Source organism: Pseudorhodoplanes sp. (assembly GCF_050250235.1).
GTDB lineage: Bacteria > Pseudomonadota > Alphaproteobacteria > Rhizobiales > Xanthobacteraceae > Pseudorhodoplanes.
Genome location: NZ_JBFWPA010000008.1, coordinates 1 through 23949, shown reverse-complemented (window position 1 = coordinate 23949; position 23949 = coordinate 1). Strand labels below are relative to the sequence as shown.

The following is a 23949-nucleotide window of genomic DNA, read 5'->3' as shown; positions in this document are numbered from 1 at the left end:
CCGGAGTCAGGCCGGCGCGCGCACCAGATCGAGCGAGACCGCGGCGATCCCGGGATCGTCACGGTCCTCCATGATCTCAAAACCGAGTTCGCGGCACATCGTCAACATGGATGTATTGTCGCGCAGGACCTGACCGTGAATCCGGACGAGCCCTTCCTGGCGCGCATAGTCGATGATCAGCTCCATCAGCATCCAGCCAAGCCCGATGCCCTTGAAGTCGGACCGCAGCAAGATGGCGTATTCGCCGGTCCGATGGTCCGGATCGCAATGCAGCCGCACCACGCCGATCAAGGCGCCGGTATCCTCGTCGAGCGCCAGCAATGCGATCGAGCGCCCGTAATCGAGCTGCGTCAGCCGGGCGATGAAGGCGTGGCTGACGTCCTTGACCAGACCGAAAAAGCGCAGCCGCATGTCGTCCGCGCTGACATGGCGGAAGAATTCTTGGTAGCGGCCTTCATCCTCGGGCCGCACCGGGCGCACGGCGACGGGCCGGCCGTTGCGCAATCTCAGGACCCGTTCCCATTCGCGCGGATAGGGCCGGATCGCGAAATGCCGGTGCCGGGGGCGGCCCGCCTCTGCCGGAACCGGATCGATCGCAATCCGCGCGTCCAGCGCCACCACGCCGGTATCGTCGGCGAGCAGCGGATTGATGTCGATCTCGAGAATTTCGGGGATGTCGGCGGCCAGCTGCGACAGCCGCACCAGCACACGCGCAACCTCGTCGCGACGCGCCGCCGGAACATTGCGGTATCCATCGATGAGCCGCGAAATCCGGGTTCGCGCGATCAGATCAAGCGCGCGCGGCTCATCGAGCGGCGGCAGGGCAATCGCCTTGTCCTTGACGATCTCGACGGCAACGCCGCCATGACCGAACACGATCACCGCCCCGAACACCGGATCGCGCGCCAGACCCGCAATCAATTCACGCGCCCGGGGCCTGACAATCATCGGCTGAACGACGACACCTTCGATGCGGGCCCCGGGTCTCAGCCGCCGCGCATTGCCGGTCACCGCTTCGGCCGCGGCCCGGACATCGGCGTCGCTGGTCAGGCCAAGCCTCACGCCGTCGACGTCGGACTTGTGCTGGATGTCACGGGACAGGATTTTCACCGCGACCGGCAGGCCCTGTGCGATGAATTCGCGGGCCGCGTCAGCGGCGGCCGCTGGATTGCCGGCCTTGCGAAGCGGCACCGAGGGTATGCCGTAGGCCTTGAGAACCGCATCGGTTTCGAACGGATCGAGCCAGTCGCGTCCGTCGCCGCGCGCGGCCTCGACGACTGCCCGCACCGCCTGTGGGTCGCCCGTAAAGTCATCGGGAGCCGCCGCCGGGCGCGCCATCAGCGATTGCAAGAGTCCGCTGCGCCGGGCGAGATGGGAAAATCCGCGGATCGCCTCGATTTCGGTCTCATAATGCGGGACATGCGCCGCGCGGAACACCGCCTCCACTTCCTCCGGAGCGCCGATCCAGGAGGTCAGCACCGGCTTCGGTTTCACAAGACGCGAGCGCTGCGCCGCGATGACCCCGGTGACGGCTTTCGCCGTGTCGAGCGATGAGGCGAGCGCGGTCTGCACGTCGAGGACGAGGATGGCATCGTTCTGCGGGTCATCGATCAGGGCTTCGAGCGCGGCCGTGAAGCGAGCGGCGTCGGCATCGCCGATGATGTCGACCGGGTTGGCGTGCGACCAGAGCGGCGGCATCGCGGCATTGAGACGCGCCATCGTGTCCGCCGAAAGGCCGGCCGGCGCATAGCCCTCGTCGACAAGACTGTCGACGGCCAGCACCCCGAAACCGCCGCCATTCGTCAGGATGGCCAGCCGGCTGCCCTCGATGCTGCGGTGATGCGCAAGTGTCTGCGCGGCCGCGAACAGCTCGGCCATGTCGTTGACGCGCAGCAGACCGGCACGGCGGAATGCCGCGTCGTAGACGGCGTCCGATCCGGCAAGCGCACCGGTATGCGTCGCCGCCGCACGCTTGCCCTCGTCGTGGCGGCCGGACTTGATGACGACGACCGGTTTCACGCGGGCCGCGGCGCGGGCAGCCGACATGAATTTCCGGCTCTCCTTCACCGATTCGACATACAGCAGGATGGCCTGCGTGCGCTGATCCAGAGCAAAATAGTCCAGCAGGTCGCCGACATCGACATCGATCTGGTCGCCGACCGACACGATCGCCGAAAAGCCGATATCGTGGCGCATGCCCCATTCCGCCATCGCGGCCGCGATGGCGCCGGATTGCGAGATCACGGCAAGCGCGCCGCGCTCGGGCATCACCGCGGCGAAGCTTGCATTGAGCCCGGCATGCGGCGCGATCACGCCAAGGCAGTTAGGACCGATGAGGCGCAAACCCTTCGCCCGCGCCGCCCCGTGCATCTCCTCCGCGAGCGAGCCTTCGCCATGGCCGAGCCCTGCGCTCAGCACGATGGCGGCTCCGGCGCCGCGTTCCGCGGCGGTTGCGATGATCGAAGGCACGGTCGGTGCCGGGGTCGCGACCACGACCAGGTCCGGCACGGCTTCGAGCCGATCGATCGACGCTACACAGCGCCGTCCGTCGATCTCGCTGTATTTCGGATTGGCCGGATCGATGCGGCCACGGAAGCCGGCGGCAATCACATTGGCGTAGACCGCGCCGCCCAGCGATGACCGGTTCGGACTCGCGCCAACGACTGCAATCGATTGTGGTGTGAAGGCGCGGTTCAGGCCGAATATGGACATGAGGGCTTTTCAGGTTTCGCGGCGGCCCGGGTCGAGTATGACCCCTTCCAACGCACGTCGCTGACCTGAATCAACCACGTCTCTTTGTCGCAGTCCTGGCAGAACGGACCGATCGGCGCCCGCCTACCGCTCCACGAATGCCTTCTCGACCACGAAATGGCCGGGCTCGCTGTGGCTGCCCTCCAGGAAGTCCTCGGCCTCGAACATCACGCGCAGGTCTTCGAGCATCGCAGGGCTTCCGCACAGCATCACGCGATCGGTCTCGATCGAGAGCGGAGCCTGTCCGATATCGTCGAACAGCCTGGCGGACGAGATCAGGTCGGTGATCCGGCCGCGGTTGCGGAATGGCTCGCGGGTCACGGTCGGGTAATAGGTGAGTTTGCCCTCCAGCATCTCTCCCAGCACCTCGTCGGCTTTCAGACGCGCCACCACGTCCTCGCCATAGGCGAGTTCCGACACCTGCCGGCAGCCATGCACGAGCACGATGTTCTCATAGCGCTCATAGACATCCGGGTCCTTGATCAGGCTGACAAATGGCGCGAGCCCGGTCCCGGTCGAGAGCAGCAGCAGCCGCGATCCGGGGAGCAGATTGTCCATGATCAGGGTGCCGGTCGCCTTGCGTCCGACCAGCACGGTGTCGCCCTCGCGGATCCGCTGCAGGCGCGAGGTCAGCGGCCCGTCCGGCACCTTGATGCTGAAGAATTCCAGATTGTCTTCATAATGGGCGCTCGCCATGGAATAGGCGCGCAACAGCGGACGTCCCTCGACCTCGAGGCCCATCATCGCGAATTGCCCGCTCTGGAAGCGGAAGCCCGCGTCGCGGGTGGTGGTGAAGCTGAACAGCGTGTCGGTCCAGTGCCGGACCGAGAGAACCTGTTCCCTGTTGAGTGCGCTCATCCGATGATCGAAGCCACGTTGCGGTGGCCGCTGCTTTGCAAAAAATCAGACGCTTTGCATCGACAAAATCACCGAACATGCAAGAAGACGACAGACGCTCTGCAGAACCCGCATGGCGGAGGATGATGTTCTGCGGCGTTCGGAAACGGAAGAAGGGCCGCCCTCGCGGACGGCCCTTCCATTGTCAAACCGCAGCCCGGTTTCTCGGACTGGTCGTTACCGCCTTGTCAGGCGGCCGCGTCCTCGAACGAGCCGAGGGACCAGTTCACAAGCCTCCGCGTATGCGGCGATAGACAATGAGACACTGGATCACCTCCTTTCGGTTGTTAACGATGCGCAGAATCTAGGCACGAGATCACGATTCGGAAAGACCAAAAGTCCGGCAGAGCCTGCCTGCGCCGCCATCAGTGGCGATGCGACTTCTCGAAGGCGGCCTTCTGCTCGGGAGAGGCCTCTTTCTGGTATTTGGCGCGCCATTCGTCGTAGGGCATGCCGTAGACTGCCTCGCGGCTCTGGTCCTTCGACAGCGGGACGCCGCTTTCGTCGGCAGCCTCCTTCATCCAGTTGGAGAGGCAGTTGCGGCAGAACCCGGCAAGATTCATCAGGTCTATATTCTGCACGTCGGTCCGCCCCCGCAAATGCGAGACCAGGCGTCGGAAGACTGCGGCTTCGAGTTCGGTGCGGGTCTTGTCGTCCATGGCGAAACCTCACGTTCTGGCTCGCCCGCAAAGATAGGCATTTGCGGGCCGAATTGCCATTCGCGCGCAAAGGGGTGGCCCTGCGCAGCAGTGACTTGCGCGGGGTGACGCAATAAAAGGCAGTTGAGCTCATGCCAGACTTCCCTGACCCAGCCCGCGCGGCGCCCCTGCACGCAGCCACATCGAGCGAACTCGCCGTGAGGGCAGGCGCACGGCCACGCCCCGCGGCGAGCGGTACACTGCCATGACCTCCCACCGGGATTTCCTCGAAGGCTTGTTCCGCACGGCGATCAACGCGGCGCATCCATCAGGCTGCCTGCCGCCGATGCTTCCAGAGGTACCCAAGGCCGGGCGGCTGATCCTGCTCGCGGCCGGCAAGGCGGCCGGATCGATGGCCGAGGTTGCGGAGGCGCATTATCTCGACGGCGGCTTTTCGCCAGAGCGGCTCTCAGGCATCGCAGTGGCGCGCCACGGTTACGGACGGCCGCTCCGCAAGGTCGAAATGGTGGAAGCCGGTCACCCGGTGCCGGATCAGGCCGGACTCGATGCCGCCGCGCGGACGCTCGCGCTCGCCGACAGTGCAACGCGCGACGACCTTGTGCTCGTGCTGATGTCGGGTGGTGCCTCCGCAAACTGGATCGCTCCCGCAGACGGGATTTCACTGGAAACGAAGCAGGCGGTAACGCGCGCTTTGCTGCGCTCCGGTGCCGCCATCGGCGAGATCAATACGGTGCGCAAGCATATCTCGCGCATCAAGGGCGGGAGGCTCGCGCGCCATGCCTTTCCCGCGACACTTGTCACCATCGGCATCTCGGATGTCCCGGGCGACGACCCGGCGGTGATCGGGTCCGGCCCCACCGTTCCCGATCCGACCACGCTCGCGGATGCGCGTGCCATCGTTTCGCGGTATCGCCTCACCCTGCCCGACGCCGTGGCGGCGGCTCTCGATGATCCGGCCAATGAGTCGCCGAAACCGGACGATCCCGCGTTCCGGGCCGCCCGATATCACCTCGCGGCACGTCCGCTGGACGCCTTTATAAGCGCCGAGGCGGTGGTCCGCGCCGCCGGTTACGAATGCATCTTCCTGGGCGACCGCGTGGAAGGCGAGGCGCGCGATGTGGCGGCCGAGCAGGCCAGGCTCGCCCGCGACCTGAAGGCGCAGGGTCGGCGAGCCGTGATCCTTTCGGGCGGCGAACTGACCGTCACAATTCGCGGCGACGGCCGGGGCGGACCTAACCAGGAATTCGCCCTCGCCCTTGCCGCGGAGCTGGACGGCGTAGCCGGCATCGCGGCGCTCGCCGGCGACACCGATGGCACCGACGGCGGTGGGGGCGAAGCCGACGACCCTGCCGGCGCCTATGTGGATGGTCTGAGTGCGGAGCGCGCCCGCGCACGGGGCGTGGACCCGCACCGCTGCCTTGCGGACAACAATTCGACAGCTTTCTTTGCTGTACTCAAAGACCTGATCTCGCCGGGCCCGACCTTTACGAACGTGAATGATTTCCGTGCGATCATGGTGAACGACGTTGACACACCCTGAAAAATCGCGGCTTAACAGTAACTTAGCTCGCTTCCGGCGCCCGATGGAACTGATCAGACGACCGTGATCCGCTTGGCCTTCCCCCTTCCGTCCCGCAGGTTCGGCTCCCTTGCCGTGTGCAAGCTCGCACTGGCACTGGCCATGCTCGGCACCGCGCCGGAGATCGCGGCGGCCGATTTCCGGCTATGCAACAACACCCCCGGAAAAGTCGGGATTGCGCTTGGCTACAAGGACAACGAGGGGTGGGTCACCGAAGGCTGGTGGAATCTCAGTCCACGGTCCTGCGAGACACTGCTGCGCGGCAATCTCGTCGCACGATATTATTATGTTTATGCCATCGACTATGACCGCGGTGGCGAATGGTCCGGCAAAGCCTTCATGTGTTCGCGTGACAAGGAATTCACGATCCGCGGAACCGAGGATTGCCTGGCGCGCGGCTTTGACCGCACCGGATATTTCGAAGTCGATACCGGCGAGCAGCGGTCCTGGACCGTGCAGTTGACCGAAACCTCTGATCAGTCTCCGCTGACACCGGGCGGCCCCTCCCTCACCCTGCCACAAACCGGCACACGGCCGCCGCTCGGTCTCACGCCACCGCCGACCACAGGAAGCCAGCGACGATGAGACGGCAGCGCCGGACCAAGATCGTGGCGACCCTTGGCCCGGCATCGTCGGACCGGACCGTCATCCGACGCCTGTTCGAGGCAGGCGCGGATGTGTTCCGTATCAACATGAGCCACACATCGCACGAGCGAATGCGCGATCTGGTCGCCATGATCCGCTCGGTCGAGCGAGAATCCAGCCGGCCGATCGGGGTTCTGGTCGACCTCCAGGGTCCGAAATTGCGGCTCGGCACTTTTGGCAGTGGCTCGGTGGTCGTGAACAAAGGCGATGTCTTCGTTCTCGATTCGAATGTCGAGCCGGGAGATACGGCGCGTGTGCACCTGCCGCATCCCGAAATCCTGAAAGCTGCGCAACCCGGCCAGACCCTGCTACTCGACGACGGCAAGGTTCGGTTGCGCTGCACCGAGTCTGAAGAGGGACGGCTTACGACGCGGGTCGAGGTCGGCGGAAAACTTTCCGACCGGAAAGGGGTGAGTCTGCCGGAGACGATGCTGCCATTTTCCGCTCTGGCACCTAAGGATCGCTCCGACCTGGAAGCCGCGCTCGATATCGGCATCGACTGGCTGGCTCTGTCCTTCATCCAGCGACCTGAAGACATCGCGGAGGCCAGAAAGATCACCCGCGGACGCGCGATGATCATGGCAAAGATCGAGAAACCGCAAGCCGTCGAGCGTCTGGACGAGATCATGGAAGCAGCCGACGCGCTGATGGTCGCGCGCGGCGATCTCGGCGTTGAATTGCCGCTGGAAAAAGTGCCGGGCATCCAAAAGCAGATCACGCGTGCCGCTCGCCGTGCGGGCAAGCCGGTGGTGGTTGCGACCCAGATGCTCGAATCGATGATTTCGAGCCCGGTTCCGACACGCGCGGAAGTCTCCGACGTGTCGATTGCAGTATTCGAGGGCGCCGACGCGATCATGCTCTCGGCCGAATCGGCGGCCGGTCAATATCCCGCCGAGGCGGTCGCGATGATGAACCGCATCGCCGAAGAGGTTGAAAGCGACCCGACCTATCGTGCGGTGATCCAGGCACAGCGCGCCGAACCGGAAGCAACCGGCGCCGACGCGATCGCCGCAGCGGCGCGCCAGATCGCCGAAACCCTCGACCTTTCGGCGATCATCTGCTGGACTTTCTCCGGCTCGACTGCGTTGCGCGTGGCACGCGAACGGCCGCAGCCGCACGTGGTTGCGATCTCGCCGAATCTCGCGACCGGACGCCGTCTATCGCTGGTCTGGGGCGTGCATTGCGTGGTGGCGGAAGACGCTCATGACCAGGACGACATGGTCGAGCGGGCCTGCCGCATCGCCTTTACCGACGGCTTCGCCAAGTCGGGGCGGCGCGTGATTATCGTGGCCGGCGTACCGCTCGGCACCCCCGGCGCAACCAACATGCTGCGGATCGCGTTTGTGGGGGCGGACCAGAGCGAGAACTGATTACTCCGTCGATCCGAAGGGACGTGGCTGTGCCCATCACGACCCACGAATAGACGCGGACCATCCTCGCCGGATGACCTAAATCTCGCGGCCTTCGACCTTTTCGGTCAGAGACTTGATGAGATCGGGGATACGCGGCATGTGAGGATTCACCTCGATCGCCTTGCGATAGATTTCCAGAGCACGCTTGTCCTCGCCAAGCTCCTGCATGATGAGGCCCAGACCGGCGAGCGCGCCGAAATGCCGCGGCTCGCGGGCGAGCGTCTGCCGGATGTCGTCAAGCGAGCGCGTGAAATCCTTACGCATGAAGTGCAGGGTCGCGCGCCGGTTCCATGCCTCGAGATAGTCCGGCCGCAGCACGATGATCGAATCCAGCAACTGCACCGCAAGGTCGAGATTCTTGGCCTCGACCGCCGCGCGCACGCGGCTCATCAGCAGAGTCGCAGTATCGCTGGGCGAGATCATCCAAACGGCCCAGATCCTTGCTTCGACCGCTTTGGCCGCTTCCGCGCTCGGCGCCGTCTTCAGCGCACCGAACAACCGTTCGATATCTTGACCGCGGCCGACCTTGGGAAGCGTGTCAGGCGGCTGCGCAAAAGTCCCATTCTCATCAGGATTTTTAACCTGCGCCACGGCCGGGCAGGCGAACGTGACTGCGCAAAGCAGCGCAGCCATGCCTATCTGGAATCGAGCTTTTCGCATAAACCAAGCTTATGCCGCCTGGGCCGCCGGGCAAGCCTTCAAAACGGTCACGCCTGCGTGAAGATTACGCGAAGCCCCGTGCGCTGGAGTCAGCCCTGGCGGGCTTTGAAGCGGCGCTGGGTCTTGTTGATGACGTAAACGCGGCCCTTGCGGCGCACCAGACGATTGTCGCGATGTCGGGCTCGCAACGAGCGGAGTGAATTGCGGACTTTCATGGCCGTTCTCGAAACTCGGGCGGCCGAGCGGGCCGCATTAAAATGGCCGCGCAAGCGCGGCCAAAACGATCAGGTCGACGCGGAAACTAGGGATGCCGGGCGCGAATGTCAACGCGGCAGCGGCCTGCTTCGGTACCAAAATACCTAAACGCGCCCGTGAAAGAGGCCGCCTGCTCATGCAGGCGGCCCTCCGAATAGCTCAGTATTTCGGGCACCAGGCGCCGAGGCAGAAGCCCGGCGTCGGATACCAGGCTGTGGCGGAACCGGTCCACCAGCACCGCTGATAGTGGCAGCCCCACTTGCCGCAAGTACCCTTCGTGACCCGCACCGATCCGGGCACGCATGCCGGCGCCTTCTTGGCACCGCGCGCCATCGTGTCTCCGCTGGTTCCGGCAATTGCCAGACCAACAACCGCACCCGCGAGTGCAAGCTTCGAGATAACCTTGAGCATTCTTCGACTCCCCCAGTCAGTTCAAACAGGTAACGATTACACAGCATTGTACCATCGGCAAGCCGGCGGCGGTGCGCCGAAATCGCCACCGACGTCTCGCCCATCCGAGCAGATCAGGATGACGGCCCGATTACTTGGGGCACCAGGGCTTCCAGCACGCGACCAGCGACGGGTACCACTTTCCGTCGGCCCAGCAGCGCTGCATGGTGCATCCTGCCGGTCCGCAGGCGGCCGTCTTCAAGGCGCCCGGCGTGCAGGCGGCCATTGTCTTCTTTTTGCCTTTGGCGATGGAATCGCCGGCCGAACCGGCAATCGCCAGTGCGGCAATCGCCGCCACCAGCGCGAATTTCGACACCATCTTCATCATGGAACAGCTCCCCCAGTGAAATGCGGTAAGTTGACGATTGCAAAGCGCTTTTTCGCGCAGCAAGCGCCGCGCCGCGCCCCGATCGCAGACCGCACGCAGCCCATTTGCTTTTGGGTGACGGGCCATGAACCCAATGTGAATACCTGTGCGCCGGCTCTGTTCGCTGCCTCGTAATGACGCAGCGGTATCTTGATACAATCAGAAAGCTGAACGGCTGTATAGAATTCGCTGGGCGTTCCGACGGCCCGCCTCGAGACTAAAATTCATCGGAGGCTAATCTGCAGCCATCACTCTCGTCGGTCCGGGCTGGCACAACCCCAGCCGAGCCGACGCCCTCGAGCCTATGTTGGATGCCATAATCCCATTGGCGATCCTCAGCGCTCCGAAACCGGCCCGAGCTCACTTGCCGCGGCTACAACAGCCGACCGGGCCGCATCCCAGCCAGGAAATATCTGGAAATCACATGACTCCTTTCGCGCGTCGCATCTTGCTTGTGCTCTGCCTCGCGGGCTCCGTCGGCTCCGCTCTCCTCGCGCAACCCACCCAGGCACAGAGCCTCGCAGCGTTGAACCAGCGATTCAACGCGAGCATGCAGGCCGGGAACTATGCCGAAGCCGAGCGCATCGGCAAGCAGCTGGTATCGCTCGCGGCCAAGCGATATGGCACGCGACACCTCAACTACGCCATCGCGGTCAACGAACTTGCCCGAGTCTACAATGTTCTGAAGCGGCCTGCGGACGCCATACCGCTGTTCCGGCAGGCGCTTGCGATCTTCGAAAGAGAGCGCAACAACACCGCCGTCGCCATCACCCTGAACAATCTCGGCAATGCTCTGCGGAATCAGGGCAGTCTCGCCGCTTCCGCACAATTCCTCGAACGCGCACTCGCGATCTACGAGAAGGAAGTCGGCCGCGATCATCGCAGCTTCGCGGAAACCGCAATCAACCTGGCATCGGTCTATCAGGCGCAAGGCAATTATCCGAAAGCCGTCGCGCTCTTCCGGCAATCGTTGCAGGGACTGCAGAAGGCGCTGGGGCCGAAGCATCTCAATGTTGCAATCGGCCACGAGAATCTGGCCGGCGCCTATCGGGCGCAGGCGAACTACCCCGAAGCCATCACGCATTACGAAGCCGCGCTCGCAATTTTTGTCGCGCAGCAAGGCGACCGGCATTCCAACGTCGGCAACACCTACAACAACATGGCCAACGTCCATTACGCGAAGGGCGAATATCTGACGGCCATCGACCTCTATCTCAAGGCGCTCGACGTGTATCAGGACGCCCTCCCACGCGAGCATCCGTTTGTCATCAGCACTCTGGGTAACCTCGCGAATTCCTACTCTGCTGTCGGACGCAACGATGAGGCGGAGAAGATTTACCGGCGCGCGATCGTATCCGCGGAAAAAGCCCTGGGACCCGACCACCACCTGGTCGCCGACAACAGCAACAATCTGGGAAACATGCTGTGGCAGACGAAACGGTATTCCGAAGCCGATCCGCTGCTGGTGAAGGCTTTGGACATCTACGAACGGCGGTTCGGTGGCGAACATCCCCGGGTCGCCTCCACGCTCGACAATCTCGGGCTTGTACGCTTCCATCAGGGTCGCAACAGGGACTCGATCCGCTTTCACCAACGCGCGCTCGATATCCGCGAGAAGCTCCTGGGTGGAGAACACCCGGAGGTTGCCACCAGCGCAACCAATCTCGCGAATGCTTTGCGCGCCGACTCGCGCCACGCCGACGCCATCCGACACTATGCGCGGGCCAGGGAGATCTTCGAAAAGACGCTCGGCAACACCCATCCGAAACTTGCCGTTGTTCTCGACAACATGGCAGTCTCCCGCTTTCGCGAGAAACAATATGATGAGGCAATTGCGCTCATCCGGTCGGCTGCGCTGCTGTTATCCGATCGACAGAAGCAGTTGGCCACGGCACCCAATGCCGTCAGCGGCAGCGAAAAGCTGCCCTTCAGAAACATCTATGAACGACTGGTGACGATCGCCTACGAAGCCGGCCATCGCGAACCGGCCTCGCTTTCCGCCATGACCGACGAAGCATTTGTTGCTGCCCAGAACTACAATTTGACCGGGGTTTCCGCAGCGCTGTCGCAGATGGCCGTGCGTTTTGCAGCGGGTGACGACACGCTTGGCAAACTGGTGCGCGAGCAGCAGGACCTGACCTCGCAATGGCAGAGCCTCGACCAGGCGCTGGTTCAGAGTCTTTCTACCGCACGCAGCGAGGACAACCACCGCGTTGCGTCGCAATTGCGCAAGCAACGCAATGACGTGGAAAAGCGCCAGGAAAGCCTGGCTGCGATCCTCGGTGAGAAATTTCCGGAATATCAAGAACTCACATCCGCGCCCGCGCTTCCGATCGCTGATGTCCAGGCATTGCTCGGTCCGGACGAAGTGCTGGTTACCTATCTCGTCGGGGCTGAGAGCACGTTCGTTTGGGCCATTACCGACAAGGACGTGCGCTGGGAGGCACTCGGCAACCAACTTCATGCCGAATCGCTCGCCGGACGAGTCGCGGAATTCCGGCATGGCCTCGCGATCGAAGCGGCCGGAACCGATCGGAGCAAGATGTTCAATCTGGAAACGGCCTTCAATCTCTACAAGGACATCCTGGGTCCGATCGACGACGTCATCAAGGACCGCAAGAAACTGTTGCTGGTCCCCGCCGGCGCGCTTACCGGTCTGCCGTTCAATGTATTGGTAACGGAGAAGCCGTCGGCTCCGGTTCCCTCGTCGATTTCGGGCTATGGCGATGCGGCCTGGCTGGTGAAGCGTCATGCCATCACCATCCTGCCATCCGTCTCATCGCTCAGATCACTGCGGAAGTTCGCGCAAGGGGGCCGCGCCCCCGAAGCCTTTATCGGGTTTGGCGATCCGGTTTTCGGCGACGAATCGGCCGGGACCTCCCGCGGCAAGGCCGCGAAGCCGGATGTCGGAAACTTCCGCAGCTATTTCGCCGGCACGCGCGCCAACCGTGACGCACTCGTCAACGCGCTGCCGCCGCTCCCCGGTACGGCGATTGAATTGAAGGCGGTGGCGAAAAGTCTCGACGTTCCTGCGGACAGGGTCCGTCTTGGAAAGCTGGCGAGCGAGGCCGCGGTGAAGAATGCGCCGCTCGACCAGTTCAGGATCGTGTATTTCGCCACCCACGGCCTGGTCGCCGGCGAAACCGCCTCGGTCGCGAATTTCGCCGAACCTTCGCTCGCCCTTACCATCCCGGCAAAGCTTAGCGATGAAGATGACGGGTTGCTGTCAAGCTCCGAGATCGCACAGCTCAAGCTCAATGCCGACTGGGTGGTCCTGTCCGCCTGCAACACGGCTGCCGGAGACAAGCCTGGGGCGGAAGCGCTGTCCGGGCTCGCCAAGGCTTTCACCTATGCGGGCGCGCGGGCACTGCTTGTGTCGCATTGGCCGGTCGGAGACGATGCTGCGGCCAGGCTCACGTCCGATGTGTTCGCTCGCATGACGTCCGATCCAAAGCTGGAACGCTCCGAAGGATTGCGACAGGCCATGCTTGCGATGATCGCTGACAAATCGGACGAGACCAATGCCTATCCGGCTCATTGGGCCCCATTCATCGTGGTCGGCGACGGTGGAAGATGAATGCGGGAGGCGCCTCATGACAGGAGCGACCCTCTCATTAAAAATCCACGCGCGGTTGGCGCTCCTGATTCTTGTTGCGTCTGCCTCCCCCGCGGTGGCGCAGAACCCGACCTGCCGCGATCTCGTCGATGGAATCGTTCGGCAGGCCACGAGCGATGTCCTGAGCGACGCCGCAAAAGCCAGGCCTTCCATGAAGGAACTTGGCAGCGAACAGCTCGCCAGACTCGCGGGCAAGCAATTTCTCGGCGCCGACCGGGCGGATTTCAAGGCGTATGGCTACATGATGCTGCTATGGTACGGGGGCAAGGAAGGACGCGACATCGCCGCGAGCCACTCAGCCAGCCTCTCCACCGAAGAAGACCGTGCGCATTTCTACTTCGTTCTTGGACTTTTCCAGCTTCGCTCGGCCAATATCAAGACGGCCAATACCGGGCGCGATTACATCCGCCAGGTGCGGGCCAGCGGCAAGGTGACATTCGTCAAGGACGAAATGTGGAACGAACTGGAGACGGGTTGCCGGCTGCCGTCATAATGGGAACGTCGAGGCCATTGTCATGTCGGTCGAGGTCATGAGTATCAAAATCGATGCTGCTCCAACTAGCAGTTCAGCTTGATCAGCTTGTTGGCGGCGTCGGTCATTTTCGGATCCTTCACCAGAACGAGCACCTTGCGCGCATCGCGGCAATTGGATGCCTTGTTGTCACTGGTGCTGGCTCGAATCCCGTAGAAAAGGCCGACGAGTTCATTTTCCTTGGCGGCATTGTCGATGAGCCACGAACAGGCGGCCACGATCTGCTGCTTTGTGCCCTTGCTCTGCGTACATATGGCAAAATTTCGGGACATCGTGTCCGCGCTTGCCAGCGTTGGCACTGCACCAACGCAGATGACGGCGAGGATGCTGCTCAAACGATCGAATGCCATGCTCTCTCTCGGTATTCACTTGCCAGGTTGGAAGCCAACGTCTCACGATCGAGGTTGTTTCCACAGGCGACAGCTGGTCGCGGTCCGGGTTTCGCGCGGACTGAGCGTATCGCTGCGGTGAAAGCGCGCGTGCTTGTCGCCGCGCAGACGGGCAAGCCTGCGAACCGCGGTTCGCGAAATGGACCGCATGCCTCGCGACGGCGACGGTTTGCGCGCACCATTCACGTGAATTGCAGGGTCTCCGACAGCGCTCTCATCGAACGCGGACCATTCGCGAAGGTCCGCAGGACGCATCCGCAAAGGGCTCGTGCCGCAAGACCTGATCGGAAGTGGGAAGCGGCGAGACGGCCGGTCTCGGGGCTATTCGCAAGCCCGGCGGTGGCGGGTCTGGAAGCGCTGAAGACCGCGAGCCTGAATCAAATCAGAATGGCAGGAGCGAAATCGTGAAAATTCAACAACATAGGTGGTGGCGCACGCAGTGCCATTCGAACCCGTCTCTGACTCCACTCCGCCCACCAGAATTGGGAAAAATAATAGGAAACCCGCGCAAATTGCCGCGGGAGACGACGAAAATGCAGAAAACCCCTGTGGCACAGGCGTTTTTGAGGATTCTCATGTCGAAAAATAATTGGGAAAACAACTCTCGGAATTGGGAAAGCCGGCAAAAATAATGGGAAAATTCTTCAATATTTTGTAAGCGTCCATCCCTCACACACTTGTCGCGAGCCTCATGAGCACGATCTGTTCTCGCCCTCGATTTGCAAATCAGGAGAGAACAGATGGCGAGCGAGCAAAGACCGTGGAAGCGTCAGCGAGAGGACTTCTGGCGAGCGCATCATGAGGCGTGGAAGCGTAGCGACTTGAACCAGCGGCAATATTGCGAGTTTCACGGGTTGCCACAGAAGGCATTCGAGAACTGGCGCCAGATGTTCAGGCTCGAACCGGAGCCCCCACAGCGCAAGTTGCTCTATCGGCGGCGGCCCTTAAGCCCTCCCTTAGTCCGCTCGTTAGTCCTCCCCTAAGTCCGGGGGCTTATCCCTCCTCGCAGCTGTCGGCTCCCATTGTTCAGCGGCCGCGCGAGGGTCATCGACGCCGGTTCAGCGACGCAGACAAGCGATGGATTCTCAAAGAAGCGGCCCGACCTGAGGCGAGTTCCGCGGAGGTGGCGCGCCGGTATGGCATCGATCAACGTCTTCTACGTCGATGGAAGCAGGAACTGACGGAGACAGCGCCGAGCTTCGTCACGGTGCAGATCACTGATGAGGCTGCGCCGCTTGCTCACACCAATGCCGAGGAGGCCGTGTCATGACGGTGCTTCCTCCGAACGTGAAGGTCCACCTGGCGCTGGGCTTCATCGACATGCGCAAGGGCATCGACGGACTCGCCATGCTGGTGCAAGGCATCCTGCACCAGGATCCGTTTTCAGGCCACCTGTTCGTGTTCCGGGGCCGCACCAGGGCCAATCTCCTCAAGATCATTTATTGGGATGGCACCGGCTTCTGTCTGTTCACCAAACGGCTCGAACACGGCGTCTTCCTGTGGCCTCCGAGCATCGAGCCTGGCGAGACGCTGTCGATGAACTCGGCGCAGCTGTCGCTGCTGATCGATGGCGTCGACTGGCGAGCGCCGGAACAGCGGTGGCGTCTGGCGGTGGCGGGATGATCGCTGCGGCGGATTGACTCAACACCGCGTCGCTTGGTGTAGCGGTCTGCGAGTCAGGATATATTCCGCTCATGGACATCGATCTTGCCGCTCTGCCGGACGATGTGGAGACGCTACAGCGGTTGGTGCGCTCGCTCGCAGCCGAGCGCACCGCCCTCTCCGAGGCCCAGGCGGAGATCGAACGGCTTAACCTCATCATCAAGAAGCTGCAGCGCAGCCAGTTTGGCCGGCGCGCGGAGCAGCTCGATGACGATCAACTGCAGCTCGGCCTCGACGACCTCAACACCGACCTTGCGCGCGTCGAAGCCAGCCTTCCGCCTGCTCCGGTCGGGACCAAGACTCCGAACGTAAAATGTGAGCGGCCGAGCCTGCCGGCACATTTGCTGCGCGAAGACATGCAGCTCGATATCGAGCATGAGGCCTGCCCCTGCTGCGGCGGTCCGCTTCATCCGATCGGCGAGACGGTCAGCGAGATGCTCGATCATGTGCCGGCGCGGCTGCGGGTGATCCGCATCCGCCGGCCACGCTATGGCTGCCGCGCCTGCGGGACCATCCATCAGGCGCCTGCTCCGGAGCGGCCGATCGCCAAGGGCCTGGCCACGCCCGGCCTCCTGGCCCATGTCCTGGTCTCCAAATACTGCGACCACCTTCCGCTCTATCGGCAGAGCCAGATCTTCGCGCGGCAGGGCGTCGAGCTGGATCGCTCGACGCTGGCCAACTGGGTCGGCGGAGCGGTCTGGTGGCTGGAGCCGCTGCAGGCGTGGCTCGCCGAGCATGTGTTTGCCTCGCAGACGCTGTTCGCCGACGACACGCCGGTCCCGGTGCTCGATCCCGGCCGAGGTCGCACCAAGACCGGCCGGCTCTGGGTCTATGCCCGCGATGGTCGACCCTGGAACGGGCCCGAGCCGCCGGCAGCTGTTTACTTCTATAGTCCGGATCGTCGGGCCGAGCGCCCAGCTGTTCACCTGGCGAAGTTCAAGGGCATCGTTCAGGTCGATGGTTATCCCGGCTTCGAGCGGCTGACCGAGCGCGGCAACATCGTGCTGGCAGCGTGTTGGGCTCATGCCCGAAGGAAGTTCTACGACGTGCACGAAGCGACCGGCTCGCCTGTTGCGGCCGAAGCGCTTGGCCGTATCGCCGAGCTCTATGCGATCGAGGCGACCGTCTGTCATTGGGCGTTGAATACTCCCCGATTGTGGGCATCGAAAATTCCCTAGCTGGCATGGCTGCCTGAAGGGGCCGGGGCGCGAAGGCTCCATATACCGCAGCGCCACGGCCCCTTCAGGCGTGAGGCGCCGATCCTTGTCGTCCGGACTGATTCGGGCAGGGACGGCGCGGATGATCCAGCTTGGAGACCTCATCGTGATTTTGGACCTTCACCAGCAAGGTTTGTCGATCAGCGCGATCGCGCGCCGCACCGGCCGCGATCCGAAAACCATCCGCAAATACATCGAGCGCGGGCTGGAGCCGCCGGCTTACGGTCCGCGGCAGGTGGGCCGTCCCTCGAAGCTCGCGCCTTACCTCGACTATCTTCGCGAGCGCGTCGAGGCATTCCCAGAACTCAGTGCCGTCCGACTGAACCGGGAGATCCGCGAGCGCGGATATACTGGCGCCTATACGGCGGTGAAACGGTTCGTGGCGGCGATCCGTCCCGAGAGTTTGCCGAAACCGTTCGAAGTTCGTTTCGAGACGCCGGCCGGCCAGCAGGCGCAGGTCGATTTTGCGCGATTTGTCGTCACCTTCAGCGACGAGCCGGGGATTGTTCGTATTGTCTGGCTGTTCTCGTTCGTGCTCGGCCACTCGCGCTACATCTTTGCGCGCTTCGTCATGCATCAGGACCTGCAGACTCTGTTGCGCTGCCACATGCAGGCATTCGCGGCGATCGGCGGGGTGCCGATCGAAATTCTCTATGACCGCATGAAGACGGCAGTGACCAGCGAGGACGGTGCCGGCCATATTGTCTACAATCGCTCGCTGCTGGCGCTGGCGCAGCACTACGGCTTCCTCCCGAAAGCCTGCCGGCCCTACCGCGCCAAGACCAAGGGCAAAGTCGAGCGGCCGTTCAGCTACATCCGGCAGGACTTCTTCCTGGCCCGGAACTTCCGGAATCTGGACGATCTCAACACTCAGCTCGACGACTGGCTGATGACCGTCGCCAATGCACGGGTGCATGGCACCACGCAAAAGGTGGTGTCCGAAGCGTTCGCAGCCGAGCAGCCGGAGCTTCAGAGGCTTCCGGCTACGCCCTTCGACACCCTGCTCAAGCTCGAACGGCGCGTCAGCCACGATGGCCTGGTCTCGATCGGTGGCAATTATTACTCCGTCCCCGACCGCACCCGCAGGATCGTCGAGGTTCACCAACTGCCGGACTCAATCCGCATTCTCGACCAGGGCCGGCTGGTCGCGGTCCATCCCGTGCTCGAAGGGCGCCGCAGGACCCGTGTCGTAGCGGAACACAGACAGGGCGCCGCGCGCGCTCGAACAATGTCTGCCTTCAGTCGTGCGACCGATCATGGTGCTGTGCTCGGGCGCCCTGGCGAGCATGTGGCGCGTCGCTCTTTGGATGTTTACCAGTCCGTCGCCGCCCGCCTCGCAACCAGGGAGGGCCGGTGATGAACAGCCAAACCACGCTCGACAGCATCAAGAGGAGCCTGGTCGCCCTGAAGATGCCGCGGGCTCTCGAACTGCTTGATGCCACGCTGCGTCAGGTGGAACAGGGCGAGAGCAGCTGGGTCGAGGCGCTCGACCGGCTGCTGCTCGAGGAGCAGACCTTGCGCGACAACCGCCGCACCAGAACGGCTTTGCGCATGGCCCGTCTCTCCGCCATCAAAACGCTGGCTGGGTTCGACTTCGCCTTCCAGCCCTCGCTCGACCGCAATCGCATCCTGGCGCTGGCAGAGCTCAAGTTCATTGAACGCGCCGAAGTCGTGCATCTGCTCGGCCCGCCCGGCACCGGCAAAAGCCATCTCGCAACTGCGCTCGCTGTCGAGGCCGTAAAGGCCGGCAAGAGCGTCGCCTTCGCCACCCTCGCCGAAATCGTCACCTCCCTCGCCAAGGCCGAACGAGAAGGCACCTTGCGCGAGCGCATCCGCTTCCTGGCACGCGCCTCCCTCCTGGTCGTCGACGAAATCGGCTACCTGCCTGTCGTTCCCGGCGGCGGCAATCTGTTCTTCCAGCTGGTCAACGCTCGCTACGAGAAAGGCGCCATGATCCTCACCTCCAACCGCGGCTTCGCCGAGTGGGGCGAGGTCTTCGGCGATCAGGTCGTCGCAACCGCGTTGCTCGATCGGCTGCTGCACCACGCAGTCGTCATCCAGATCGAAGGATCCAGCTATCGCATGCGACAGCACGCCGATCTCGTGCCCGAAACCGTCAGGCCGAGGACCATCGTCACCCCTCAGGCCGGGCCGAAACGGCGCGGTCGCCCGCCATTACGGAAGACCGAGGATCAACAATCCGGCTGATCACCGACGAAAACTTCAACCGCCGACTAGGGAAAATTGGAAGCCCAGATTCACGGAAAGTTCGCCGCCCGTTGACACCGTCCGGGGGCAACCACCCCAGGCAAGACAGGCAACACGGCAAGCCAGGTCGTTGCCGGTAGTTCGCTCCATGAAGGGTTGGCTCGAGGCGCAACTTAATCGGATCCCGCCAAAAGGCGCTCTCGCCGATGCGATTCGTTATACGCTGGCCCGCTGGGAGGCTCTCTGCCGGTTCCTCGATGATGGCCGCATCGAGCTCGATAACAACGCCGTCGAACGCGCTATCCGGCCGATCGCGCTCGGTCGCAAGAACCATCTCTTCGCCGGCTCCGACGGCGGCGCGGCCCGCTGGGCGGTCGTCGCTTCCCTCTTGGCCACCGCTAAGCTCAACGACGTCGAGCCCTTCGCCTACCTCAAGGACGTGTTAGAACGCATGTCCAGCGGACATCCCATGAGCCGGCTCGACGCCCTGCTGCCCTGGAACTGGCCTCGATCACGCGCTGCAGCCTGAGCGATGTGTTAGAAATGGACGGTTACAATATTTTTGATTCGCGATTCAAGTTGCACAGTCTCTTTTGACGCCGGGCTGGGGGGCGCTGTGAGGACGCTTGACATCAAATACAAGGACCCACGCAAGCTCCAACCTCGCCTTAAAAATCCCCGCACGCATACGCCCCGGCAGATCAAACAGATCGCTGCCAGCATCACCGAGTTTGGATTCATCAGTCCCGTCCTGATTGACGCTCGTGACGAAATCGTCGCTGGCCACGCCAGAATCACAGCTGCAATTTCCCTTGGAATGGCGGACGTACCCACCGTCCGGGTGGACCATCTCTCCCCAACGCAGATCCGCGCCTATGTGATTGCCGACAACCGGCTCGCCGAAAACGCCGGCTGGGATCACGATTTGCTCGCCCTGGAACTGCAGGAGCTGTCGTTTCAGTCTGATTTTGACGTCACTGTGACAGGCTTCGAGATGGGCGAGATCGATCTCATCATCGGCGAGACGGGCGATAACGCGCCGGACGAGGCGGATGTCATTCCGGAGATCGACCGCTCCCTCCCCGCGGTATCACTACCTGGCGACTGCTGGCAGATCGGGGACCATTTTCTCCTGTGCGGCGATGCCCTCAAGCCTCGGAGCTACGAACACCTCCTTCATGGCAAACGCGCCCAGATGGTGTTCACCGATCCTCCCTACAATATGCGGATCGCGGGCAACGTCTCCGGTCTGGGAAAGGCCCAGCACCGCGAGTTCGCGATGGCGTCCGGCGAAATGAGCGAGCGGGAATTCACAACTTTCCTGCGCCGGGCATTGACGAACCTCGCTGAATTCAGCGTCGACGGCTCGATCCATTTCGTGTGCATGGATTGGAGGCACATTCGTGAGTTGGCCGATGCCGCCGACGACATATACACCGAGCTCAAGAACATCTGCGTCTGGTCGAAGAGCAATGCCGGCATGGGCTCTCTATATCGATCGGCCCACGAATTCATATTCGTCTACAAGAACGGTCGAGCCAAGCACATCAACAACGTCGAACTCGGACGCTTCGGGAGAAGCAGAACGAATATTTGGCAATACGCAGGCATGAGCAGTTTTGGGAAGGACCGAGACGCCACACTTGCCGGGCATCCGACGCCGAAACCCCTCGTGCTTGTCAGCGACGCCATTCTCGACTGCTCGAAACGAGGTGGCATTGTTCTGGACGCATTCGCTGGCAGCGGCACCACGCTGCTCGCAGCCGAGAAGACCGGCCGGCGTGGCTATGGCATCGAACTCGATGCGCATTATGCCGATCTCATCATTAAGCGATTCGAAGAGGTCTATGGCCTAGGAGCTATCCACGTAGATTCAGATTTGAGTTTCGACCGAGTTCGGGTTGAGCGGACGGAGCGCAACAAGCATGGTCAAAAGGATACGGTTAACATCCAAAGAATCAAAGCTCGAAAAAAACGCGCCGGCAGCGAAGGTGAAGCGCGTACGCATCGAAGAGACAGCGAAGCGGAAGCGCGCTCCCATCGAAGAGGCAAAGAAACCGATGCGCGTTCGCCTCAAAGAAACAAGCGAATCGGACCCAAGCCAAGGTGATTATGAGGTCGGTCGCGGTAAACCGCCCAAACATGGTCAATTCAGATCGGGCGACGGCAGACCTCGGCCAGGCAGGCCAAAGGGCAGCAAGAACCTTGCCACCTATATGATGGAGGCCGCCCGTAGCAAAGTCCCTGCGAACATCGGAGGAAAAAAGCGCAAAATTTCAATGGCACAAGCGGTAACGATGCGGCTCGCTACGAAGGCGCTCAACGGCGACAACAAATCAATCACTGCGTTTCTTGATTGGATCAACAAAATCGAAACGCAAGCGGAGGCCGCTCGGCCGTCTGAATATCCCTTTAGCGATGCCGATAAGACGGTGATCCGGGAAATCTATAAGCGCTTGCGGCCATACGACGAGCGGGTGAACGACTGATGGCACTGTTGCCTGCAACAATGACCGCCGAGATCTATCGGCAAGATCTACTTGCCTTCATCCATCGGTCCTTTCTTGAACTGAATCCAGCGCAGACATTCGAATCCAACTGGCATCTGGAGCTCATTGCCCAGAGTCTCGAAGACGTTGCTTACGGCAACTGCAAGCGCCTAATCATCAATGTTCCACCACGACACCTGAAGTCTCACTCTGCATCGATCGCATTTCCGGCTTGGTTCTTGGGTCATTTCCCGGAAAAGCAGGTAGCGTGCGTATCGTACTCTCAGGATCTTTCCGACACTTTGGCCCGACAATCGCGTCGCCTCATGGATAGTGCGTTTTATCAATCGCTGTTTGACACTAGGATTTCTCGCAAGAGAGACACCGTCGCAGACTTCGAAACCACCCAAGGTGGCTTTCGCTTCTCGACGTCAGTCGGAGGTGGGTTCACGGGTCGTGGCGGCGATGTCATTGTGATCGACGACCCCTTGAAGGCTGACGAGGCACTGTCGGATGCACGACGCGAAAGCGTGAACGAATGGTTCGACAACACGTTGCGGAGTCGCCTCAACAGACAAGTAGAAGGCTCAATTATCATAATCATGCAAAGATTGCATGCCGATGACCTGGTCGCTCATGTCCAAGAGACAGAAGATTGGCGGACACTGTCGTTCTCGGCAGTCGCCGAGGAAGACGAATCTTATGAAATTCGAAACCCCTACCGAACCAGCCGATTGCTTCGAAAGGAGGGAGATATTCTACAACCAGCGCTGACCCCGCGCCCGGTCCTGGAGGCGCTTCGTAAGGCGATGACACCTTATCATTTTGCCGCTCAGTATCAGCAGAATCCTCAACCACCAGCCGGAAATATCGTCAAACGCGAGTGGTTGAAATTTTATGCTCCGGAGGAGAAACCTGACAATTTCGGCACTATCCTTCAAAGTTGGGATACGGCGGTTACAGATACCGAGCTTGCCAATTTCAGCGTATGCACGACTTGGGGCGTTACGGGCCGAAAAGCTTACTTGCTCGACGTTTTCCGCAGGAAGCTTTTATTTCCTGATTTGAAGAGGTCCATCGAAGCACACGCCGAGCTTCACGATGCCACGGTCGTTTTGATCGAGGATAAGTCATCGGGCTCTTCACTGATCCAACAATTGCGAGCCGAGGGCCTTTCGAAGGTGCGGGCCGCACCCTCCCTGGACGGGAATAAGGTCATGCGATTGAATGGTCAAACGCCAATGATCGAAGGCGGGTTCGTTCTATTTCCAAAATGGGCGGATTGGCTCGACACCTACTTGAACGAATTGCTGTCATTTCCCAGTTCGAACTACGACGATCAAGTCGACGCCACGGTCTACGCCCTGGCTTGGATCGGCGAAAATCCGATAGGACCGAGTGCCATTATCAAGCGGCCGTGGATCCACTATTACACGGCCCCACCTGAAGAGCCGAAATACAAACGTATTGTCATGTCATGGGACACTGCCCTCAAGGATGGAGGACAGAGCGACTGGACCGTATGCACCATCTGGCAGCTTCTTGAAGGAAATTATTATCTGTTGCACATGGAGCGCGGCATCTACGAGTACTCGGAATTACGAAAAACGTTCACTGCACTCATGCAGCAATACCGACCATATCAAATCTGGTTCGAGGAGACTGCCACAGGCGTGGCACTCCGGGAGGATCGCGAGTTGCAGTCAGGCCACTTAATAAAGCTTCAACCGATCGAACAAGACAGAAAAGGTCGCCTCTATGTACAACAGGCCAAGTTTCAAGATGCCCGTGTGCTATTCCCAAGGGACGCCTTATTCATGCCGATGGTCGAAAGGGAGCTCCTTAGTTACCCGTTCGGCGATACTGACGACATAGTCGATAGCATCAGTCTGGCTCTGAAATTCGGCGGGACAGGGTACGACTCCACCCTGAGTTGGGTGTAATTGCGGAACGCAAAGGGGAAACAGAGCTATTCGCGGAAGTTGGTGACGGCATGAAGGTATGAGGCGGCGTATCGTCGGGGTGTTCGACGCCAGCACGGCCTGCTCGATCTCGGCCGACACCCGGTTGGGGTGCGGTCCCCGCGCGCCGGGCAGGCGGTCGATCAGCCCCTCGGCCCCGTAGGTCTGGAAGTTGCGGCGTATCTCGTAGAACTGCTGGC

Annotated in this window: 21 protein-coding genes and 3 pseudogenes; 16 read left to right on the top strand and 8 right to left on the bottom strand. The window is 61.8% G+C overall.

Going from position 1 to position 23949, the window contains the following annotated elements:
* Nucleotides 1–6: 6 nt before the first annotated feature.
* The 3 genes from AB7F49_RS05820 to AB7F49_RS05810 all read right to left on the bottom strand — a co-directional run bounded on the left by AB7F49_RS05820 (nucleotide 7) and on the right by AB7F49_RS05810 (nucleotide 4307).
* Nucleotides 7–2712, bottom strand: coding sequence for a GNAT family N-acetyltransferase (locus AB7F49_RS05820; RefSeq protein ID WP_428520880.1), 2706 nt, complete (start codon nucleotides 2710–2712; stop codon nucleotides 7–9).
* Nucleotides 2713–2835: 123 nt separating this feature from the next.
* Entirely contained in the window at nucleotides 2836–3609 is a 774-nt protein-coding gene (locus tag AB7F49_RS05815; protein ID WP_428520879.1) for a ferredoxin--NADP reductase, read from the bottom strand.
* A gap of 404 nt (nucleotides 3610–4013) precedes the next feature.
* Nucleotides 4014–4307 carry a DUF1244 domain-containing protein gene (locus tag AB7F49_RS05810; protein WP_428520878.1) on the bottom strand — a complete coding sequence of 98 codons (294 nt, stop codon included), beginning with the start codon at nucleotides 4305–4307 and terminating at the stop codon, nucleotides 4014–4016.
* A gap of 244 nt (nucleotides 4308–4551) precedes the next feature.
* On the opposite strand from AB7F49_RS05810, the gene AB7F49_RS05805 reads away from it, so the two are divergent.
* The 3 genes from AB7F49_RS05805 (at nucleotide 4552) to pyk (ending at nucleotide 7901) form a co-directional block, all read left to right on the top strand.
* Complete coding sequence (locus AB7F49_RS05805) at nucleotides 4552–5847, top strand: glycerate kinase type-2 family protein (RefSeq protein ID WP_428520877.1); 1296 nt, start codon at nucleotides 4552–4554, stop codon at nucleotides 5845–5847.
* Between the two features lie 141 nt (nucleotides 5848–5988).
* Entirely contained in the window at nucleotides 5989–6471 is a 483-nt protein-coding gene (locus AB7F49_RS05800; RefSeq protein WP_428520965.1) for a DUF1036 domain-containing protein, read from the top strand.
* Entirely contained in the window at nucleotides 6468–7901 is a 1434-nt protein-coding gene (gene pyk, locus AB7F49_RS05795; protein ID WP_428520876.1) for a pyruvate kinase, read from the top strand. Before AB7F49_RS05800 ends, pyk begins: the two co-directional genes overlap by 4 nt.
* A gap of 78 nt (nucleotides 7902–7979) precedes the next feature.
* Here pyk and AB7F49_RS05790 read toward each other — a convergent pair whose 3' ends face one another.
* From AB7F49_RS05790 to AB7F49_RS05780, 3 genes are all read right to left on the bottom strand, one after another.
* Complete coding sequence (locus AB7F49_RS05790; RefSeq protein WP_428520875.1) at nucleotides 7980–8576, bottom strand: tetratricopeptide repeat protein; 597 nt, start codon at nucleotides 8574–8576, stop codon at nucleotides 7980–7982.
* Between the two features lie 116 nt (nucleotides 8577–8692).
* Nucleotides 8693–8818 (bottom strand): type B 50S ribosomal protein L36, encoded by a 126-nt coding sequence (gene ykgO, locus AB7F49_RS05785; protein ID WP_428520874.1) that lies wholly within the window; start codon nucleotides 8816–8818, stop codon nucleotides 8693–8695.
* A gap of 199 nt (nucleotides 8819–9017) precedes the next feature.
* Complete coding sequence (locus AB7F49_RS05780; RefSeq protein ID WP_428520873.1) at nucleotides 9018–9269, bottom strand: hypothetical protein; 252 nt, start codon at nucleotides 9267–9269, stop codon at nucleotides 9018–9020.
* Nucleotides 9270–9472: 203 nt separating this feature from the next.
* On the opposite strand from AB7F49_RS05780, the gene AB7F49_RS05775 reads away from it, so the two are divergent.
* From AB7F49_RS05775 to AB7F49_RS05765, 3 genes are all read left to right on the top strand, one after another.
* Complete coding sequence (locus tag AB7F49_RS05775; RefSeq protein ID WP_428520872.1) at nucleotides 9473–9655, top strand: hypothetical protein; 183 nt, start codon at nucleotides 9473–9475, stop codon at nucleotides 9653–9655.
* A 444-nt stretch (nucleotides 9656–10099) separates the two neighbouring features.
* A complete protein-coding gene (locus AB7F49_RS05770) occupies nucleotides 10100–13252 on the top strand; it encodes a tetratricopeptide repeat protein (protein ID WP_428520871.1) in 3153 nt (1050 codons plus the stop codon).
* A gap of 16 nt (nucleotides 13253–13268) precedes the next feature.
* Nucleotides 13269–13784, top strand: a complete 516-nt coding sequence (locus AB7F49_RS05765) for a hypothetical protein (RefSeq protein WP_428520870.1) — start codon at nucleotides 13269–13271, stop codon at nucleotides 13782–13784.
* A gap of 65 nt (nucleotides 13785–13849) precedes the next feature.
* Here the strand turns inward: AB7F49_RS05765 and AB7F49_RS05760 are convergent, their stop codons facing one another.
* The gene (locus AB7F49_RS05760; protein WP_428520869.1) at nucleotides 13850–14173 is read right to left on the bottom strand and encodes a hypothetical protein; all 324 of its coding nucleotides are present in this window, start codon (nucleotides 14171–14173) and stop codon (nucleotides 13850–13852) included.
* A 779-nt stretch (nucleotides 14174–14952) separates the two neighbouring features.
* Between AB7F49_RS05760 and tnpA the strand changes: the two genes are divergently transcribed.
* The 10 genes and pseudogenes from tnpA (at nucleotide 14953) to terL (ending at nucleotide 23731) form a co-directional block, all read left to right on the top strand.
* Nucleotides 14953–15195 (top strand): IS66 family insertion sequence element accessory protein TnpA, encoded by a 243-nt coding sequence (gene tnpA, locus AB7F49_RS05755; RefSeq protein ID WP_428520868.1) that lies wholly within the window; start codon nucleotides 14953–14955, stop codon nucleotides 15193–15195.
* Nucleotides 15081–15482, top strand: coding sequence for a transposase (locus AB7F49_RS05750; RefSeq protein ID WP_428520964.1), 402 nt, complete (start codon nucleotides 15081–15083; stop codon nucleotides 15480–15482). Before tnpA ends, AB7F49_RS05750 begins: the two co-directional genes overlap by 115 nt.
* The gene (gene tnpB, locus AB7F49_RS05745) at nucleotides 15479–15835 is read left to right on the top strand and encodes an IS66 family insertion sequence element accessory protein TnpB (protein ID WP_428520867.1); all 357 of its coding nucleotides are present in this window, start codon (nucleotides 15479–15481) and stop codon (nucleotides 15833–15835) included. Before AB7F49_RS05750 ends, tnpB begins: the two co-directional genes overlap by 4 nt.
* Nucleotides 15836–15906: 71 nt before the next feature.
* Nucleotides 15907–17001: pseudogene (gene tnpC, locus AB7F49_RS05740) on the top strand (IS66 family transposase); the annotation flags it as partial.
* Nucleotides 17002–17173: 172 nt separating this feature from the next.
* A complete protein-coding gene (gene istA / locus AB7F49_RS05735) occupies nucleotides 17174–18448 on the top strand; it encodes an IS21 family transposase (RefSeq protein WP_428520866.1) in 1275 nt (424 codons plus the stop codon).
* Nucleotides 18448–19299 (top strand): IS21-like element helper ATPase IstB, encoded by an 852-nt coding sequence (gene istB, locus AB7F49_RS05730; RefSeq protein WP_428520865.1) that lies wholly within the window; start codon nucleotides 18448–18450, stop codon nucleotides 19297–19299. The genes istA and istB overlap by 1 nt, the downstream gene beginning before the upstream one ends.
* Before the next feature lie 79 nt (nucleotides 19300–19378).
* Nucleotides 19379–19828: pseudogene (locus AB7F49_RS05725) on the top strand (IS66 family transposase); the annotation flags it as partial.
* Between the two features lie 87 nt (nucleotides 19829–19915).
* A complete protein-coding gene (locus tag AB7F49_RS05720; RefSeq protein ID WP_428520864.1) occupies nucleotides 19916–21409 on the top strand; it encodes a site-specific DNA-methyltransferase in 1494 nt (497 codons plus the stop codon).
* On the top strand, nucleotides 21360–21788 hold the full coding sequence (locus AB7F49_RS05715; RefSeq protein ID WP_428520863.1) for a DUF5681 domain-containing protein: 429 nt from the start codon (nucleotides 21360–21362) through the stop codon (nucleotides 21786–21788). Before AB7F49_RS05720 ends, AB7F49_RS05715 begins: the two co-directional genes overlap by 50 nt.
* Nucleotides 21788–23731 carry a phage terminase large subunit gene (gene terL, locus AB7F49_RS05710; RefSeq protein ID WP_428520862.1) on the top strand — a complete coding sequence of 648 codons (1944 nt, stop codon included), beginning with the start codon at nucleotides 21788–21790 and terminating at the stop codon, nucleotides 23729–23731. The genes AB7F49_RS05715 and terL overlap by 1 nt, the downstream gene beginning before the upstream one ends.
* Nucleotides 23732–23821: 90 nt before the next feature.
* On the opposite strand, the pseudogene AB7F49_RS05705 reads toward terL, so the two are convergent.
* Nucleotides 23822–23949: pseudogene (locus AB7F49_RS05705) on the bottom strand (helix-turn-helix domain-containing protein); the annotation flags it as partial.

Bases quoted from the DNA above. Each gene is read 5' to 3' on its own strand.
- pyk (WP_428520876.1), top strand. From the start codon at position 6,468: ATGAGACGGCAGCGCCGGACCAAGATCGTGGCGACCCTTGGCCCGGCA.
- tnpA (WP_428520868.1), top strand. From the start codon at position 14,953: ATGGCGAGCGAGCAAAGACCGTGGAAGCGTCAGCGAGAGGACTTCTGG.
- AB7F49_RS05760 (WP_428520869.1), bottom strand. From the start codon at position 14,173: ATGGCATTCGATCGTTTGAGCAGCATCCTCGCCGTCATCTGCGTTGGT.
- AB7F49_RS05800 (WP_428520965.1), top strand. From the start codon at position 5,989: ATGCTCGGCACCGCGCCGGAGATCGCGGCGGCCGATTTCCGGCTATGC.
- istA (WP_428520866.1), top strand. From the start codon at position 17,174: ATGATCCAGCTTGGAGACCTCATCGTGATTTTGGACCTTCACCAGCAA.
- terL (WP_428520862.1), top strand. From the start codon at position 21,788: ATGGCACTGTTGCCTGCAACAATGACCGCCGAGATCTATCGGCAAGAT.
- AB7F49_RS05815 (WP_428520879.1), bottom strand. From the start codon at position 3,609: ATGAGCGCACTCAACAGGGAACAGGTTCTCTCGGTCCGGCACTGGACC.
- istB (WP_428520865.1), top strand. From the start codon at position 18,448: ATGAACAGCCAAACCACGCTCGACAGCATCAAGAGGAGCCTGGTCGCC.
- AB7F49_RS05805 (WP_428520877.1), top strand. From the start codon at position 4,552: ATGACCTCCCACCGGGATTTCCTCGAAGGCTTGTTCCGCACGGCGATC.
- AB7F49_RS05715 (WP_428520863.1), top strand. From the start codon at position 21,360: ATGCGCGTTCGCCTCAAAGAAACAAGCGAATCGGACCCAAGCCAAGGT.
- AB7F49_RS05810 (WP_428520878.1), bottom strand. From the start codon at position 4,307: ATGGACGACAAGACCCGCACCGAACTCGAAGCCGCAGTCTTCCGACGC.
- AB7F49_RS05820 (WP_428520880.1), bottom strand. From the start codon at position 2,712: ATGTCCATATTCGGCCTGAACCGCGCCTTCACACCACAATCGATTGCA.
- AB7F49_RS05770 (WP_428520871.1), top strand. From the start codon at position 10,100: ATGACTCCTTTCGCGCGTCGCATCTTGCTTGTGCTCTGCCTCGCGGGC.
- AB7F49_RS05790 (WP_428520875.1), bottom strand. From the start codon at position 8,576: ATGGCTGCGCTGCTTTGCGCAGTCACGTTCGCCTGCCCGGCCGTGGCG.
- AB7F49_RS05765 (WP_428520870.1), top strand. From the start codon at position 13,269: ATGACAGGAGCGACCCTCTCATTAAAAATCCACGCGCGGTTGGCGCTC.
- AB7F49_RS05775 (WP_428520872.1), top strand. From the start codon at position 9,473: ATGGTGCATCCTGCCGGTCCGCAGGCGGCCGTCTTCAAGGCGCCCGGC.
- tnpB (WP_428520867.1), top strand. From the start codon at position 15,479: ATGACGGTGCTTCCTCCGAACGTGAAGGTCCACCTGGCGCTGGGCTTC.
- AB7F49_RS05780 (WP_428520873.1), bottom strand. From the start codon at position 9,269: ATGCTCAAGGTTATCTCGAAGCTTGCACTCGCGGGTGCGGTTGTTGGT.
- ykgO (WP_428520874.1), bottom strand. From the start codon at position 8,818: ATGAAAGTCCGCAATTCACTCCGCTCGTTGCGAGCCCGACATCGCGAC.